This is a genomic window from Paraburkholderia tagetis (assembly GCF_022213065.1).
Lineage (GTDB): Bacteria > Pseudomonadota > Gammaproteobacteria > Burkholderiales > Burkholderiaceae > Paraburkholderia > Paraburkholderia tagetis.
Genome location: NZ_JAKLJA010000064.1, coordinates 15760 through 32049, shown reverse-complemented (window position 1 = coordinate 32049; position 16290 = coordinate 15760). Strand labels below are relative to the sequence as shown.

General features: G+C 63.2%; 12 protein-coding genes and 1 pseudogene. 10 read left to right on the top strand and 3 right to left on the bottom strand.

Annotated elements, in window-relative coordinates; genetic code table 11:
• The 6 genes from L5014_RS35590 to L5014_RS35565 form a co-directional block, all read left to right on the top strand.
• The coding region (locus L5014_RS35590; protein ID WP_238468570.1) for a tyrosine-type recombinase/integrase at window positions 1–1141 on the top strand (1141 nt) is incomplete at its 5' end.
• Window positions 1134–2822 carry a site-specific integrase gene (locus L5014_RS35585; RefSeq protein WP_238468569.1) on the top strand — a complete coding sequence of 563 codons (1689 nt, stop codon included), beginning with the start codon at window positions 1134–1136 and terminating at the stop codon, window positions 2820–2822. The genes L5014_RS35590 and L5014_RS35585, both read left to right, overlap by 8 nt.
• A 257-nt stretch (window positions 2823–3079) precedes the next feature.
• Window positions 3080–4879, top strand: coding sequence for a hypothetical protein (locus L5014_RS35580; protein ID WP_238468568.1), 1800 nt, complete (start codon window positions 3080–3082; stop codon window positions 4877–4879).
• Complete coding sequence (locus L5014_RS35575) at window positions 4863–5285, top strand: hypothetical protein (protein WP_238468567.1); 423 nt, start codon at window positions 4863–4865, stop codon at window positions 5283–5285. Before L5014_RS35580 ends, L5014_RS35575 begins: the two co-directional genes overlap by 17 nt.
• A 491-nt stretch (window positions 5286–5776) precedes the next feature.
• A complete protein-coding gene (ettA, locus tag L5014_RS35570) occupies window positions 5777–7441 on the top strand; it encodes an energy-dependent translational throttle protein EttA (protein WP_238468566.1) in 1665 nt (554 codons plus the stop codon).
• Between the two features lie 185 nt (window positions 7442–7626).
• Complete coding sequence (locus tag L5014_RS35565) at window positions 7627–8835, top strand: DUF748 domain-containing protein (protein WP_238468565.1); 1209 nt, start codon at window positions 7627–7629, stop codon at window positions 8833–8835.
• 58 nt (window positions 8836–8893) lie between these two features.
• Here L5014_RS35565 and L5014_RS35560 read toward each other — a convergent pair whose 3' ends face one another.
• The 3 genes from L5014_RS35560 to L5014_RS35550 all read right to left on the bottom strand — a co-directional run bounded on the left by L5014_RS35560 (window position 8894) and on the right by L5014_RS35550 (window position 11760).
• Window positions 8894–9517, bottom strand: a complete 624-nt coding sequence (locus L5014_RS35560; protein ID WP_238468564.1) for an HAD family hydrolase — start codon at window positions 9515–9517, stop codon at window positions 8894–8896.
• A 55-nt stretch (window positions 9518–9572) separates the two neighbouring features.
• Window positions 9573–11387 carry an aminopeptidase P family protein gene (locus L5014_RS35555; RefSeq protein ID WP_238468563.1) on the bottom strand — a complete coding sequence of 605 codons (1815 nt, stop codon included), beginning with the start codon at window positions 11385–11387 and terminating at the stop codon, window positions 9573–9575.
• A gap of 109 nt (window positions 11388–11496) precedes the next feature.
• Complete coding sequence (locus L5014_RS35550; RefSeq protein ID WP_238468562.1) at window positions 11497–11760, bottom strand: hypothetical protein; 264 nt, start codon at window positions 11758–11760, stop codon at window positions 11497–11499.
• Window positions 11761–11956: 196 nt separating this feature from the next.
• Here L5014_RS35550 and L5014_RS35545 point away from each other — a divergent pair, with 196 nt between their 5' ends.
• The 4 genes and pseudogenes from L5014_RS35545 to prmC all read left to right on the top strand — a co-directional run bounded on the left by L5014_RS35545 (window position 11957) and on the right by prmC (window position 16238).
• Window positions 11957–12703 (top strand): response regulator transcription factor, encoded by a 747-nt coding sequence (locus L5014_RS35545; RefSeq protein WP_238468561.1) that lies wholly within the window; start codon window positions 11957–11959, stop codon window positions 12701–12703.
• A 27-nt stretch (window positions 12704–12730) separates the two neighbouring features.
• Window positions 12731–13999 (top strand): annotated as a pseudogene (gene hemA, locus L5014_RS35540) (glutamyl-tRNA reductase); the annotation flags it as partial.
• 232 nt (window positions 14000–14231) lie between these two features.
• The gene (gene prfA, locus L5014_RS35535) at window positions 14232–15314 is read left to right on the top strand and encodes a peptide chain release factor 1 (protein WP_238468560.1); all 1083 of its coding nucleotides are present in this window, start codon (window positions 14232–14234) and stop codon (window positions 15312–15314) included.
• 75 nt (window positions 15315–15389) lie between these two features.
• A complete protein-coding gene (gene prmC / locus L5014_RS35530) occupies window positions 15390–16238 on the top strand; it encodes a peptide chain release factor N(5)-glutamine methyltransferase (protein ID WP_238468559.1) in 849 nt (282 codons plus the stop codon).
• Window positions 16239–16290: the final 52 nt, after the last annotated feature.

Sequence of the window (16290 nt, the reverse complement as noted above, 5' to 3'; positions counted from 1 at the left end):
CGGTCGAGGCTGGGACGAAGCAAATCTTTGGGCTTTGGAGAGAGCCGCGCCTCGTAACGTCGACATCGAAACTGTCAAGGCGACAATGAAGCACCTTGGCCGCTATGCCAAATTCCTTGAGGCAACGGGACTCGACTGGAGGCACTTTCCCGTCCGCAAGGAGGAGCAGGTGCTGAGAAAGTTCAGAAAGCACCTCATTGAGAAGCGCGACGACGGCATACTGGCCAGCAGCACGGCATCGAACTGCATGAGCACAGTCATCCAGTTCTACCGGTTCGCCGACGCGCACAATCTTGTAGGCGCCGACGCCCCAATGTGGAATGACCGCCTCGCCGTCATTCCTTTTCACGATGCAGTCGGCTTCAAACGGACCATGGTCCGCGTGAGTAGCGACCTATCAATCCCGAACCGCAAGCGAGTGGGCAATCCACTGGAAGGTGGTCTTCTGCCGCTTCGCTCTGAGCACATGAGCAAATTGCTGGCATACACCGCAAAGCACGAAACCGAGGAGTTGCACCTGATGCTTAGCGCGGGCTTCTTCACTGGAGCACGCGTGGGCACCATCACCACTTTGACCGTGACTAGCATGCACACAGCACGGGAGGACCCACATACGCCAAGCGTGTTCCGGCTTCCCGTAGGACCGGGAACCGGCGTAGCCACTAAGTTCTCAGTCTCCGGCGAGCTCATGGTGCCGAAAGCAGTCTTGGCCGACCTGAAAACTTACGCGTCGTCGACAACGCGTCTGCTAAGAGAAGCGAAAGCGCAACCAGAGCATAAGAACCTGCTTTTCCTGTCCCGGCGCGCTCAGCCATACACCGTCGGAACGGTGGACCGGCTGGTCAATGAAATGAGAAATCGAGCAGTCGCGGCTGGAATGCAGTTCATGGAGCACTTTAAGTTCCATCAGTCTCGCGCCACATTCGGTACTTGGCTGATGCAACTCCTGCTCGAGAGCGCTGCCAACACCACCGAGGCGATTCGAATCGTCAGAGACGCCATGCTTCACAAAGACGAGAGAGTGACCTTGGGGTATATCAAATTCCTCGAGAACACTCGCGCCAAGAAGCAGGCTGCGGCAGACTTCAATGAAGCCTTCACCGGGTTCCGAAACAGAAACTGGGACAACGCAGATGCGTGACCAACTTCGACTACCCGACCTGAACTTCCCAGATGTCAATTTCGGCGCGAAAGAGACGCCGTGGAACCTCACCATTCTGCTTTATAAGGGCGGGGCTGCCGCCAAAGCAGACCGCGTCGGGCAGTTGATAGCCAGCGGGGCGCTGGGTGACCCGCAGCTCGACCGTCTGGAACTGGTATCCAAACTGCATGCGGAAATCAAGGCGGGGCTGGGTAGCGGCGGTTCACGAGAGACAGCGTTCGTACAGCTACGCTTCTTGAGGAACTTCTTCGGATTCGCAGACCGCACTTGTCGTCCGTTGACCGTCTCAGCTGTCGCTGAGACTTACTGCGCTTGGGCAGATTCGTTGTTCCACCGCACGCGTATGAAGAAGGGAAAGCCAGCGAATACACGTCATCCCGAATATCAGCATCTCTCCATGCGCTCGGCTTATTGCTATGCTGCGATGGTCGGGACGGTTTTGGACCGCGCCCTCGAACGACACACCAGTATTATCGAACTGACCGGCCTCGAATGGAAGAGACAGCGAAAAACTGCGGTCGGCGTTCAGGCGGAGAAGCAGAGCTTAAGCAATACATTCGCCTTCGGGCACTTGCTGCAGGACATCTGTGATGAACTGACCATTCGGACGATTCTTGATGCCGCCCTCCCCGTTGAAATCAAGCTGAGGAGCGGGAAAACGCTAACCCGCAACGGTGACAAAGGATGGCAACCGAGAACAGAGAAATACGCGAAACTTGGGGAGCGGTACCCGCTTGCTAATCTGCGAATAGAGGCTGAGCTGCTCATGTTCATCGCGCAGACGGGAATGAACCTCGCGCAGGCAGTCAATCTCGAGTTGCAGCATTTCTTCTATGTGAGCCACCTCGACGGCTATCAGGTAAAAGAACACAAAGACCGTCGCGGTGGCACGGTGCTATTTGAGATATTCAAAGACTACAAACCTCACTTTGAACGCTATCTCGAATGGCGCAGAAAGCTATTTCCGTTTTCAAATCGACTCTTTCCCTTCATCGGCATCCACGAAAGTAGGCCCGAGAGGAGATTCAGCGGCGCCCGAGTTCGAACGGCCTGCCGTGAACTAGGTCTCCCCTTTGTCTCGTCACGCTCACTGCGGAACACAAGGGTGAATTGGCTGCTGCGCACGACAGCCGACCCCGACCTGACCGCTGAAATGGCACAACACGCGAAGCAGACATTGCTCCGGGTGTACGAGCGACCAAGTCTTCAACGTGCCATGGTCGAAACTACCCGATTCTGGTCAAAATTCGACCCTCATTCGACGCGGACGCAAGCTGTGGCGCTAGGTGGATGCACTGGCATCCCTAAACAGATAGCGGAGATTCCCAAGGATGCCCCGAAGCCCAATTGCGTGAGGGCATCTGGGTGCTTGTGGTGCGAGAACCACCGCGACGTGGACTCGCTTGACTATGTGTGGGCACTGGCAAGCTTCGGACATCTCAAGGCAAATGAGCTGAGCAAGGCGCATCTACCAAAACGCGACGAAGACGTGCCGCCCGCGCAGCTCGTTATTAGCCGCATCCACGAGAAGTTGAGATGGTTTGAGCAGTCCAACGAGGTCAGGCGCGAGTGGGCAGCCGAAGCGCAGGCGCGTATCACCGAGGGTGATTTCCACCCGAACTTCCGAGACGAAATCGCAGAGCTGGAGGGTACGCGGTGAGCATGTTGCCTTACGAACTTGGACTGAAGTTGACCAGCGCCCCGATTCCACCTGATAGTGCATGCTATCGCCCACCAGACTGGCCGCCCCCGGCGGACTGGGTTGTGAGTGAAGATGTGCAAGGCTATCCCCTTTCACGATGGGGCCACAGCTATTGGGATTTCTCTGCGTGGGCCGGTACAACCCTCAAACTCGACTTCGCCGGAGGACGACACAATCGTAGTGCCCCATCGCTCAGCCCAGAGAACCAGCACGTAATGAGACTGTTGGCCACATGGATAGTTTGGGGCCCCAAGGGCGCCAGGAGTTGGTCTTCGCTCAAGAAGCAATTCAACCTCTTGCGTCGGATTGTGGTCCTTTGCGACAACGAGGGCATTCTGGCGAGCAACCTCGCTCGATTTCCAAAGCTGCTCGAGAAGGTGCCGGGGCTATACCCCTGCGCGGTTGACAGTCAGTGCGCTCTGGTTACTTTGGACCGTCTGCTCCGTGTAAGGGAGAAGATTGGCTTCACTCTGCTGGACGAGGCAGGCATAAGCCGCCTGTCCAAGGCCTTTCAAGACGGCAAGGAAGACGTGGAGCAAACCGCTTACATTCCACCGCGTATCTGGACCTACCAAGTCCGGCGACTGAGGGAGTGTCTCGATGACTTCCTCAAACACAGACAGCAAGTCGAGGACTGCTTCAACTTCTGTGTGGACGCCTATGCCCACAACTTTGGGTCATTATCGTGTGCACTCGGCCATGAGGGAGCACGCGACAGCTACCGCCCGTTCACTTTGCAAAGGAAGGGGGCTGGAGCGCGAAACGGGCGTCAATTCCATGGTCGCTTCGAACTCACTGCCCAGCGGTTTGGTATCGACACACTTCTTGAAAAGTGGGTTCTGCCACCGAATAGGAAAAGCATCGACATCAAGTCGTTCACAGCGTACTTGACGTTGGTTCAATCAACTGGACTCTCGTACATCGCCAACTTCACTCTCCAACGAAAAGAAGAGGCTGGCGCGTTGAGGGCGGATTGCCTTATCTGGGAGGAGGACCCAGCCCTAGGTCGCATCCCTGTCATTTGCGGTGACACCACCAAAACCGACCCGGACAGTGACGCTCGATGGCCGACGAGCCCCAGCGTCGAGGTGGCAGTAGACGCAATGACAGTGGTCGCCAAGCTGCGCATGCGGTGCGCAGCTGCCAATCCGAAGGTGAATTGCAGCGATGACGACCAAGCTAATCCCTACCTTTTCCAAACCGCGTTCGAACCGTGGTCAGCCATTCCGAGTGGGTGGAGTCCTTATTCGACGCGCCCGAAGGTGCCGTCCTACCAGTTCCTGATGCAGAGGTACCCACGCCTCTTTGACCCCGAGCAGATGAAGATTACCGAGGACGACCTTGTGACTGCTCGCATGTTCACTCCGAACCTAGACAAGGGCGGGAAGTTCAAGGTTGGCGAGACCTGGCCGTTGGCTTATCACCAGCTCCGACGCACGGGCGGAATCAACATGTTCGCCAGTGGCCTTTTGAGCGACAGTTCTATCCAGGTCATCATGAAGCATCTTACGCTGCTCCAAACCCTATATTACGGACAGAACTACAGTCGGGCTCGCTTCAACGAGGACTTCGAGGGCCTGACCGTGGCGGCCCGATACGAGGTGATGGCCAAGCAGATTGAAACCCTTGTGGGAGAGCGCTATGTCTCGCCATTGGGCGAGCGGCGAAAGCAGGAAATTGTGGTCAACCTGATTGGAAACAAGGACTTCAATGCGCTTGTCAAAGCTGGCCGAAAAGGCGAAGTCTCCTTCCGGGAGACTAGGCTCGGCGGCTGCACAAAGGATGGCCATTGCGACTATGGCGGCATCGAGTCGGTAGCGAGGTGTGCGGGGGGCGACGGCGACAAGCCTTGCCGGGACGCGATATATGACAGAACAAAACAGCTCTCCGTCGAGCGGCAGCTTGCAAGCATTGAACGGCGAATTGAAAAAGCTCAGCCAGACAGCCCCCGCGCGCGGGCACTGCAAGCCGAGGCCCACGGTCTGAGGAGCTACCTTGATGTCATCCGCAACTGAGACTGCAGAACAACGGTTCCGATTGGCCTTCGAACGCCTGAAGACCGACAAGCCGCAAGTGCTGCCGCGCGGGACTCCGGTGAGCCAGAACAACGTCGCAAAGGAGGCCGGCACCGACCCCACTGCCCTCAGGAAGGCACGCTATCCAGCACTGATTCGTGAGATACAGGCATGGGTGGAAATCAACTGCCAAGAGAAGGCGTTGCAGCGGAAGCGCCAAGACCGGCGGAGACGCGACCGTGAGGACCTAACCGCAAAGATTAAGCAGCTCGAGCAACAGCGCGATAACGCGCAGTCTCAGCTTACGAGCGCACAGCGCCAGGTGCTCGAACTCCTGCAGGAAAGAGCTCGCCTTCAGGCTAGGCTTGACGAGTTGCTTCCCCCGCCCACACTGTTGAGAAAGTAACTACCAACTATGGACATTGCGAAGGCAAAATCAACTCAGATGTGCGCAACGGCATGGACATCCATAACACACCGAAATTCCTAGTCGAAACAGACACTTACGTACGTGTCCATGCCCAATGCGCTCTGGTGTGGTCGCTCAACGTCTAAGCGACGTCCAGCCCACGCAAGGTGCGCTGCCGAGCGCGTGTCTTGCGGCGCCGTATCGGAGCCCGCTTTCCGCAAGGAGCGCGGGCTTTTTTCTGCCCGCGCATCAAAACCGCAGCACGCCACCGTGGCGTTGCGCAATGGCTGTGAGACCGCACGGAAAAACATGACGGCTGACGCAGTCGTGAGCGCCGCGATCGTCAAGCCTCGTCCCTGCTCCGCGCGCGCCCCGTACAATAGCGGTTTGCGCTGAATCTCCGAATTCTCAAATTCGCGGTTCCGACGCGGCGCCTGTATATGAAGCGCCCGTCCCGCCCCCCTTTTCCCGTTTTCAAAGACACTCTCATGGCCCAATACGTCTTCACCATGAACCGGGTCGGCAAGATCGTGCCGCCCAAACGCCAGATTCTGAAGGACATCTCGCTGTCGTTCTTTCCGGGCGCGAAAATTGGCCTGCTCGGCCTGAACGGCTCGGGCAAGTCCACGCTCATCAAGATCATGGCCGGCGTCGACAAGGACATCGAAGGCGAAGCCACGCCGATGCCCAACCTCAACATCGGCTATCTGCCGCAAGAGCCGCAGCTCGATCCGGAAAAGACCGTGCGCGAAGCCGTTGAGGAAGGTCTCGGCGACGTGTTCAACGCGCAGAAAAAGCTCGACGAGATCTACGCCGCTTATGCGGAGCCGGATGCCGACTTCGACGCGCTCGCCGCCGAGCAGGCGAAGTACGAAGCGATTCTCGCCACGACCGATGGCAGCGCGGAACAGCAGATCGAAATCGCCGCCGACGCACTGCGCCTGCCGGCCTGGGACGCGAAGATCGGCAACCTCTCGGGCGGTGAAAAGCGCCGCGTGGCGCTGTGCAAGCTGCTGCTCGAAAAGCCCGACATGCTGCTGCTCGACGAGCCGACCAACCACCTCGACGCCGAATCGGTCGAGTGGCTCGAGCAGTTCCTCACGCGCTTCCCGGGCACCGTGGTCGCCGTGACCCACGACCGCTACTTCCTCGATAACGCCGCCGAGTGGATTCTCGAACTCGACCGCGGCCACGGCATTCCCTGGAAGGGCAACTACTCGAGCTGGCTCGACCAGAAGGAAGAGCGCCTGAAGCAGGAAGAAGCGACGGAATCGGCGCGCCAGAAGGCCATCAAGAAGGAACTGGAGTGGGTGCGCCAGAACCCGAAGGGCCGTCAGGCGAAGTCGAAGGCGCGTATCGCGCGCTTCGAGGAACTGTCGAGCCAGGACTACCAGAAGCGCAACGAAACGCAGGAAATCTTCATTCCGGCGGGCGAGCGTCTGGGCAACGAGGTCATCGAGTTCAAGAACGTCAGCAAGTCCTATGGCGACCGTCTGCTCATCGACAACCTCAGCTTCAAGATTCCCGCAGGCGCGATCGTCGGCATCATCGGGCCGAACGGCGCCGGTAAGTCGACGCTGTTCCGCATGCTCACGGGCAAGGAACAGCCGGATTCGGGCGAAATCGTGCAAGGCCCGACGGTCAAGCTCGCCTACGTCGACCAGAGCCGCGACGCGCTGGCCGCCAACAAGACCGTGTTCGAGGAAATCTCGGGCGGCGCCGATGTGCTGACGGTGGGCAAGTACGAAACGCCTTCGCGCGCGTACATCGGCCGCTTCAACTTCAAGGGCGGCGACCAGCAGAAGATCGTCGGCAACCTCTCGGGCGGCGAGCGCGGCCGTCTGCATCTGGCCAAGACGCTGATCTCGGGCGGCAACGTGCTGCTGCTCGACGAACCGTCGAACGACCTCGACGTCGAAACGCTGCGCGCACTCGAAGACGCCCTGCTCGAATTCGCGGGCTCGGTGATGGTGATCTCGCACGATCGCTGGTTCCTCGACCGTATCGCCACGCACATCCTCGCGTTCGAAGGCGATTCGCAGGTCACGTTCTTCGACGGCAATTATCAGGAATACGAGGCCGACAAGATCAATCGCCTCGGCGAGGAAGCCGCGCGTCCGAAGCGTCTGCGCTACAAGCCGATCAGCCGGTAACCGATGCGCCGGGGGTTCCCGGCGGTTGAGTCTGGCGGTCAAGTCAGGCGAAAGAAAAGAACGGCGGCCACGCTCACGTGTGGCCGCCGTTCTGCTTTGCAGCACGCGCGGCATGGCGGTTGCTCGAAAGCGTCTGCGTGAATCCTGCGCAGTCCTTTCGCTCCCACCGCCGCGAGGAAATCCACATGGCGAGGTTGCCCCCGGTGTTGCCCCCGAGGTTGCCCGCGAAGTTGCGTCGTAACCGGGCTCTGCTCATCGCGGCGATCGCCATCGTGCTGCTCCTGCTACTCGTGGTGCTTGGCGCGCTCTATGCGCTGCAACGCGAGGCGAAGTCCTACGTGGAGCGCGCGCTCGCGCCCGTCGGCACCGCCGCGCGCGTCAAGGTCGCGTTCGATCTGAGCTCCGTCGAGCTAACCGACGTGCGGCTGAATCCGCCACCTAACTGGCCCACCGCCGACACGCTGCACGCCGCGCGCATCACCATCACGCCCGACCTGCGCGCGCTGCTTGCGCATCGCGTACATATCCGCGACGTGACGGTGCAGGATTTTTCGATGACCGTATTGCGCAGCACGAGCGGCTCGATCTTGATCCTGCCGAATCTGCGCAAAGAGCTGGCGCAGGCGTCCGCGCCCGCCTCCGGCGCCAGCAGTGCAGCGGGCGCAAGCAATTTGCCGCGCGAGAAGATCATCGATCACATCGGGTTCGAGAACGGCGCGTTCGAGTTCTACGACCGTTCGGTGAGCAATCCGCCGTGGCACGTGACGGTGAACCACGCGCAAGCAAGCGTCGGCAACGTGCATCTGCCCGCGCTCACGGAGCCGACGCGCGTATCGGTCACAGGCGACGTCGTCGGTCCCGCGCATACGGGCCGCGTCACCTTCGACGGCTGGGTGCAGATCGCGAGCAAGGACTCGCAGTTGCATACGACGCTGCGCGGCGTCGACATCCGGACGATCGACCCTTATCTGCTGAAGAAGGCCGGCGCCCAGGCCAACGTCACGGGCGGCACGCTCGACCTCGATCTGACATCGACCGTGCGCGGCTATCGCCTGCACGCGCCGGGCGCCGTCACGCTGCACGACCTGCAGCTCACGGAGAGCACCAACCCCGTCGACACCTTCCTGTCGATCCCGACGCGCGCCGCCGTGGCCGCGCTCAAGACGCACAAAGGCGACATCACGCTGCATTTCGTGCTCGATGGAAATTTGCGCGACCCGAAATTCAAGCTCAACGAAAGCCTGATGACGGAGCTACGCGCAGGCTTCGCGCAAGCGCTGGGCGTGAGTGCGGAAGGTGTCGCGAAGAGCGCCGGGCAGACCGCGAAGGGCATCGCGGACGCGTTGCGCAACCTGCTGGGGCAACCGGCGGCGCCGGCGCCCGCATCGAAGTAAGCGGCTTACCGCTCACGGTCCGCATGCGCCAAGCGCTTCGAGCAGATGCGCAATCGGATCAGACCGGCAGGCCCAGTTCGCGCAGCTTCGCGTCGGTGGCCGCATTGCTCGTGTGATGCACGCCGTGCCAGCCGAGCGCCGTGGCGGCCTCGGCGTTGCGCGCGTTGTCGTCGATGAAGACGAGCTCGCCGGCCGTCACGCCCGGCAACTTCGCTTCGATGCGGCGGAACATTTCGTGGAAGATCGCCGGATCAGGCTTCACGAGCTTCACGTGCCCCGAGACGACGACATCGCGGCAGCGCCGCAGGATGCCGAAGCGCTCCCATGCCCATGGAAACGTCTCCGCCGACCAGTTCGTGAGACCGAAGATCGGCACATTGGCCGCCTCCAGACGTTCGAAAGTCGCCACGCCGCCTTCGAGCAGCCCGCCGATCATCTCGTGCCAGCGCTCGTAGAACGCGCGAATGAGCGTCTCGTGCTCCGGGAACCGGGCGACCAGCTCTTCGGTGCCGACGGCGATCGGCTCGCCGCCGTCCTGGCGAACCACCCAGTCCATGGCGCAAACATGAGTGAGAAACCAGCGGCGCTCGTCGTCGTCGGGAATCAGCTTGCGATAGAGATATTCGGGGCTCCAGTCCACCAGCACCCCGCCGAAGTCGAACACCACTGCCTTGATCGCCATGCCTTTGCGCTCCGTTCCTGTTGTGCGCCCGGCGCGGGCCGGGCGCGTGCGTCGATCAGATTGGCTGCGTGCGCTTTTCGAGCCATGCCAGCGCGTCGCCCGAAACATGCGGCGCGATACGCACGCGCACCGTCTGGTGATACGCATTGAGCCACGCGCGCTCGTCTTCGCGCAGGAGCGCGAGATCGATGCAGCGGGTGTCGATCGGGCAGAGCGTGAGGGTCTCGAAGTTCAGGAAGTCGCCGAATTCTGTTGTTTCGGCGCTCTGGTTGCGCACGAGATTCTCGATGCGCACGCCCCACTTGCCCGGCCGGTAGATGCCCGGCTCGACCGACGTGATCATGCCCTCCTCCATCGCGGTCCACGGCTCGGCCGGCGCGTAGTGCGAGATGACCTGCGGGCCTTCGTGCACGTTCAGGAAGTAGCCCACGCCATGCCCCGTGCCGTGGCCGTAGTCCGCGCCCGCTTCCCAGATGGGCGCGCGCGCGATCGCGTCGAGCATCGGCGAGCGGATGCCGCGCGGAAACTGCGCACGCGAGAGCGCCATCATGCCCTTGAGGACGATCGTGAAATCGCGCTTTTGCTCGGCGCTCGGCGTGCCGATGGGCACCACGCGCGTGATGTCGGTCGTGCCGTCCAGGTACTGGCCGCCCGAGTCGATCAGCAGCAAACCATTGCCTTCGATCACGCTGTGCGATTCGGGCGTGGCGCGGTAGTGCGGCATCGCGCCGTTCGCGTTGAAGCCCGCGATCGTAGCGAATGAAAGCGAGACGAAGCCCGGGCGGCGCTTGCGCGCGGCGGTGAGCTTTTCGTCGATGGTGAGTTCGGTGATGGTCTCGCGGCCCAGCGCCGCCTCGAACCACGCGAAGAATTCGGCGAGCGCCGCGCCGTCCTGTTCCATCGTCGCGCGCACGTGCTCCGCTTCGGCAGCGGTCTTGCGCGATTTGAAGAACGTGCTCGGGTTGACCGCCTCCACGCGCTTCACCGTCGACGGCACCGCCTGCAGCAGCCCGAACGTCACACGGCGCGGATCGACCAGCAAGGACTCGCCCTCGGGCAGCGCCGCCAGCGCATCGGCGGCCTGCGCGTAGGGCGCGACGCGCACGTTGTCGCGCGCGAGCGATTGTTCGAGGTCCGCGCTCACCTTGCCGTCGGCGACAAAGAGCGTCGCCTGATCCGGCCCGATCAGCGCGTGCGCGACGAACACCGGGTTGTAGTTCACGTCGGCGCCACGCAGGTTGAGGAGCCACGCGAGATCGTCGAGCGTCGAAATGAAGTGCCACTGCGCGCCCTTCTCCTGCATCGCGCCGCGCACCTGAGCGAGCTTGCCCGCGCGCTGCGCGTCCGCGTGCGGCGCGACGTGCTCATAGACCGGTTCGAGCGGCAGCGAGGGGCGGCCGCTCCAGACGGCGTCGAGCAGGTCGAGATCGGTGCGCAGCTTCACGCCGCGCGCGTCGAGCGCCTCGGCCAGCGCACGCGCCGACGCCACGCCGAGCACCGCGCCGTCCACCGCGACCGTGCCTCCAGCCGACACGTTGGACGCGAGCCAGTCGATGTGCGGTGCGCTCTGCTGGCCGCCCATCATCTTCATGAGCTGGATGCCGGTGCCCGCGAGTTGCTGCTCGGCCTGCACCCAATAGCGGCTGTCCACCCAGACGCCCGCAAAATCCTTCGTCACGGCGAGCGTGCCCACCGAGCCCGTGAAGCCCGAGAGCCATTCGCGCCCCTGCCAGCGGCGCGGCAGGTATTCGGAGAGGTGCGGATCGGCGGACGGCACAAGGGCGGCGTCGACGCCCGCGCTCGCCATCGCGGCGCGCAAGGCGGCGATGCGTTCGGGGATCGTGGACGTTTCGGGGAGTCGGGCGTTCATGTTTTCACCTGCGATAGAGAGAAGCGCGCCTTGTGGGAGCGCTCCATTGCGACAACGGTTGGTAATTCGTTAGCGACGGGTTAGTGACTAGTGACGACCTGGTGACAAGTCAGCGGCGCGCGCGCAGCGCGACCGACACAGCGACAAAAGCAAACGCGACAGCCGTGCAGACCGGCCATTCGAGCAGTTCGCCGTCATGGAAGAGACCGGTGGCGCGGCCCGCCGTCTTTGCCAGCGCAGCGCCCACGAGAGCCGCCGCGACGGCGAGCGCGAGCCCGCTGCCGACGGTGCCCGACGCACGGCGCAGGGGATGGAAAAACCACCCCGCGCAGCCAATGGCGAGACCGAGCACGACGATGCCTGCCCAGCCCATCAGCGCCCAGTCCTAAGGATTTTCGGAAGAGTCCGATAGGACTGTGGCGACGCGGCAGATAGCATTCTTTTGTCTCATTAACAACAGTATTTTCACTTGAAAACGGTCGGCTCGGCGCTTCCCGCGTAGCGGTTGAGTGTAGGGGGCGGGATGGCGCAAGGCAAGCGCACTCGGCCCTCGACGGCTGGACACTCTTATGCGAATCGCACTTGTCGAACCCGACGCGCGCCAGGCCGAAATCATCGAGCGTCTGCTCATTTCAGGCGGCCATGCGTGCCGGCACTTCCCCCTTGCGGCCCCGCTCGTCGAAGCACTCGAAGACAACGCCTTCGATCTGCTGCTCGCCGCCTGGTGGTGCGGCGACCTCGGCGGCGACGAACTCATCCCGCGCGCGCGCCGCCTGCTGCCGGGCCTGCCCGCCATTGTGCTGATGGCCTCGCCGCACGAAAGCGAGATCGTCGCGAGCCTGCAAGCGGGCGCCGACGACTGCATCTCCAAACCCGTGCGCGGCCCCGAAACGCTCGCGCGCATCGACGCCCTGCTGCGCCGCGCCGGCGTGCGCCGTCCGCGCAACCGCGCGCGCCACGGTTTCGGCGATTACCTGTTCGACTCCGGCCGTTACGAGGTGTCGTTCAGGGGCCAGACCGTCACGCTCACGCCGAAGGAATACCGCTTTGCGCTGCTGCTGTTCACCAATGCATCGCGCCCCGTTTCCCGGGCCCGCATTCTCGAAACCGTCTGGAATCTGAACCGCGACGTTCGGTCGCGCACACTCGATACGCACGCTTCGCGCCTTCGCAGCAAATTGCAGATCGGACCCGAGCATGGCTGGCGTCTGACAACGTTGTACGGCTACGGCTACCAGCTTGAACGGTTACATATAACCAACGAGGGGGAGGCGGGCGTTGCCGGCGCGAATGTCAGAAGCGCGGAAAAGTTATAATATCCGCCTAAATCATCGCCCCACGGTATGCAGCTTCTAACGATCGGAATCAATCATCACACCGCGCCCGTCGCCTTGCGCGAACGCGTGGCGTTTCCGCTCGAACAGATCAAGCCCGCCCTCGCGTTGTTCAAGGACGCGTGGTCCGGCGGGCGGCGCAGCCTGAATGCCCCCGAAGCCGCCATCCTCTCCACCTGCAACCGCACCGAGCTCTACTGCGCGACCGACGCGCAAAGCTCGCGCGACTCCGCAGTGGAATGGCTCTCGCATTACCACGGCATCCGCACCGAAGAGCTCGCGCCGCACGTCTACACGCTGCCGCAGTCCGAGGCCGTGCGCCATGCTTTTCGCGTGGCGTCGGGGCTCGACTCGATGGTGCTCGGTGAGACGCAGATCGTCGGTCAGATGAAAACCGCAGTGCGCACCGCCACTGAGGCCGGCGCGCTCGGGACCTATTTGAATCAGCTGTTCCAGCGCACCTTCGCCGTGGCGAAGGAAGTGCGCAGTTCGACCGAGATCGGCGCGCAGTCGGTTTCCATGGCCGCCGCCGCCGTGCGCCTCGCGCAGCGCATCTTCGACAAGATCGCCAACCAGCGCGTGCTCTTCATCGGCGCGGGCGAGATGATCGAGCTGTGCGCCGCGCACTTCGCCGCGCAGCAGCCGCGTGAACTCGTGGTGGCGAACCGCACCGCCGAGCGCGGCCGCATGGTCGCCGAGCGCTTCGGCGGCCATGCCATTCCGCTCTCGGACTTGCCCACGCGCATGCACGAGTTCGACATCATCGTGTCGTGCACCGCATCCACGCTGCCGATCATCGGCCTCGGCGCCGTCGAACGCGCGGTGAAGGCGCGCCGTCATCGCCCGATCTTCATGGTGGATCTCGCGGTGCCGCGCGACATCGAACCCGAAGTCAGCCAGCTCGAAGACGTGTTTCTCTATACCGTCGACGACCTCGGCACGATCGTGCGTGAAGGCAACGCCTCGCGCCAGGCCGCCGTGGCGCAGGCCGAGACCATCATCGAAACGCGCGTGGCGAACTTCATGCAGTGGCTCGACTCGCGCAGCATCGTGCCGGTCATCCGCCACATGCACACCCAGGCCGACGCCCTGCGCCGTGCCGAACTCGAGCGCGCGCGCAAGCTGCTCGCGCGCGGCGACGACCCCGCGGCGGTGCTCGAAGCGCTGTCGCAGTCGCTCACCAACAAGCTGATTCACGGTCCGACGCACGCGCTCAACACGTCGAGCGGCGAGAACCGCGATTCGCTCATCGAGCTGATGAGCGGCTTCTACCGCCATGGCCAGCCCGCCAAGGGCGGCGATGCGGCATCCGCTGTGTCGTCCGAAGCCGCGGAATCGAACGCATCAGGCGCATCGAACACCCCGGACACCCCCGACAGTTCGACCGACCGTTAGCGGCTCTCGCCGCCCGCGTCAGGCCGCGCATGCGCGGCCTGTATCCGCAAGTCAGGGCTCCCAGCCCGCCGCCCCTTTCCCGCAGTCCTTTCCGGAGTCCGCTCCGCACCGCCCGATGAAAACGAGCATGCAATCGAAGCTCGACCAGCTGACTACCCGCCTGGCCGAACTGAACGACCTGTTGAGCCGTCCCGACGTGACGTCGAACCGCGACCAGTACCGCAAGCTCACGCGCGAGCACGCGGAATTGGGGCCGGTGGTCGAGCATTACGCGCAGTGGCGAGCCGCGCTCTCCGACGAGGCGGCAGCGAAAGAGCTGCTCGCCGATGCGTCGATGCGCGACTTCGCCGAAGACGAGGTGAAGGCGGCGCGCGAGCGCATGGCGCGATTGCAGCACGAGCTGCAGATGATGCTGCTGCCCAAGGACCCCAACGACGACCGCAACGTGTTCCTCGAAATCCGCGCGGGCACCGGCGGCGACGAGTCGGCGCTGTTCGCGGGCGACCTGCTGCGCATGTATCTGCGCTACGCGGAGCGCAGCCGCTGGCAGATCGAGATGATGTCGGCGAGCGAGTCGGACCTCGGCGGCTACAAGGAAGTGATCGTGCGCATCGCGGGCGAAGCCGCGTATTCGAAGCTCAAGTTCGAGTCGGGCGGCCACCGCGTGCAGCGCGTGCCGGCCACCGAAACGCAGGGCCGCATCCATACCTCGGCGTGCACGGTGGCGGTGATGCCCGAAGCCGACGAGATCGGCGAAGTCGAAATCAATCCCGCCGATCTGCGCATCGACACGTTCCGCGCTTCGGGCGCGGGCGGCCAGCACATCAACAAGACCGATTCGGCCGTGCGCGTGACGCACTTGCCGACCGGCATCGTCGTGGAGTGCCAGGACGACCGCTCGCAGCACAAGAACAAGGACCGCGCGCTCAAGGTGCTCGCCGCGCGCATCAAGGACAAGCAGTACCAGGAGCAGCACGCGAAGGAAGCGGCCACGCGCAAGAGCCTCGTGGGCTCGGGCGATCGCTCGGAGCGCATCCGCACCTACAACTTCCCGCAAGGGCGCCTCACCGATCACCGCATCAATCTGACGCTCTATCGCCTCGAAGCGATCATGGACGGCGATCTCGACGAGCTGATCGGCGCGCTGGTTTCCGAGCATCAGGCCGAGCAACTCGCCTCGCTCGGCGATGCCGATTGAGCGCGATCGAACGCAGCGCGCAACTAATAGCAACTGCGTGCAACTGAGCGCAATTAAATCCAAACCGACCGCATCGTGAGCGAGCCCGCCGTTACCGCCGATACCTTGCTGCGCGCCTCGCCGCTGCCCGCGCTCGAAGCGCGCGTGCTGCTCATGCACGTGCTGGGCTGGCGCCGCATCGAGCTGATTACGCGCGGCGAGCGCCCGCTCGAAGCCGCGCAGATCGACGCATATCGCACGCTCGAAGCGCGTCGCGCGCTCGGCGAGCCCATCGCGCAACTCGTGGGCGCGCGCGAGTTCTACGGGCTCGATTTCGACGTCACGCCCGACGTGCTGATCCCGCGCCCGGATACCGAGATCCTCGTGGAGACGGCGCTAGCCGCGATGGAAGGTCTCGCGCAACCGCGTGTTCTCGACCTGGGCACGGGCAGCGGCGCCATCGCCGTGGCCATCGCCTCGGCGCGGCCCGATGCGCGCGTGTGGGCCGTCGACCGCTCCGAAGCCGCGCTCGACGTGGCCGCGCGCAACGCCGCGAAGCTGCTCGATGCCCGCCGCCCCGGTGGCGCACTCACCTTCGTGGCCGGCAGTTGGTACGACGCGCTCGATCCCGCGTTGCGCTTCGATGTCATCGTGAGCAATCCACCGTATATTGCGAGCGGCGACCCGCATCTCGCGCAGGGCGACCTGCGCTTCGAACCGCGCGGCGCCCTCACCGACGAAGCCGACGGCCTCACGGCATTGCGCGCGATCGTCGCAGGCGCTTCGGCGCATCTCGTGCCGGGCGGCGTGCTCTGGATGGAGCATGGCTACGATCAGGCGGCGGCGGTGCGCGCGCTGCTCGAAGCGCAAGGTTTCGCCGATGTAGGCTCGAAAGAGGATCTGGCCGGCATCGAGCGCATCAGCGGCGGACGCCGGGCGAGCTAGCCGCGAGCGAACCGGTGAGCGAACCGGTGAGCGAACCGGTGAGCGAACCGGT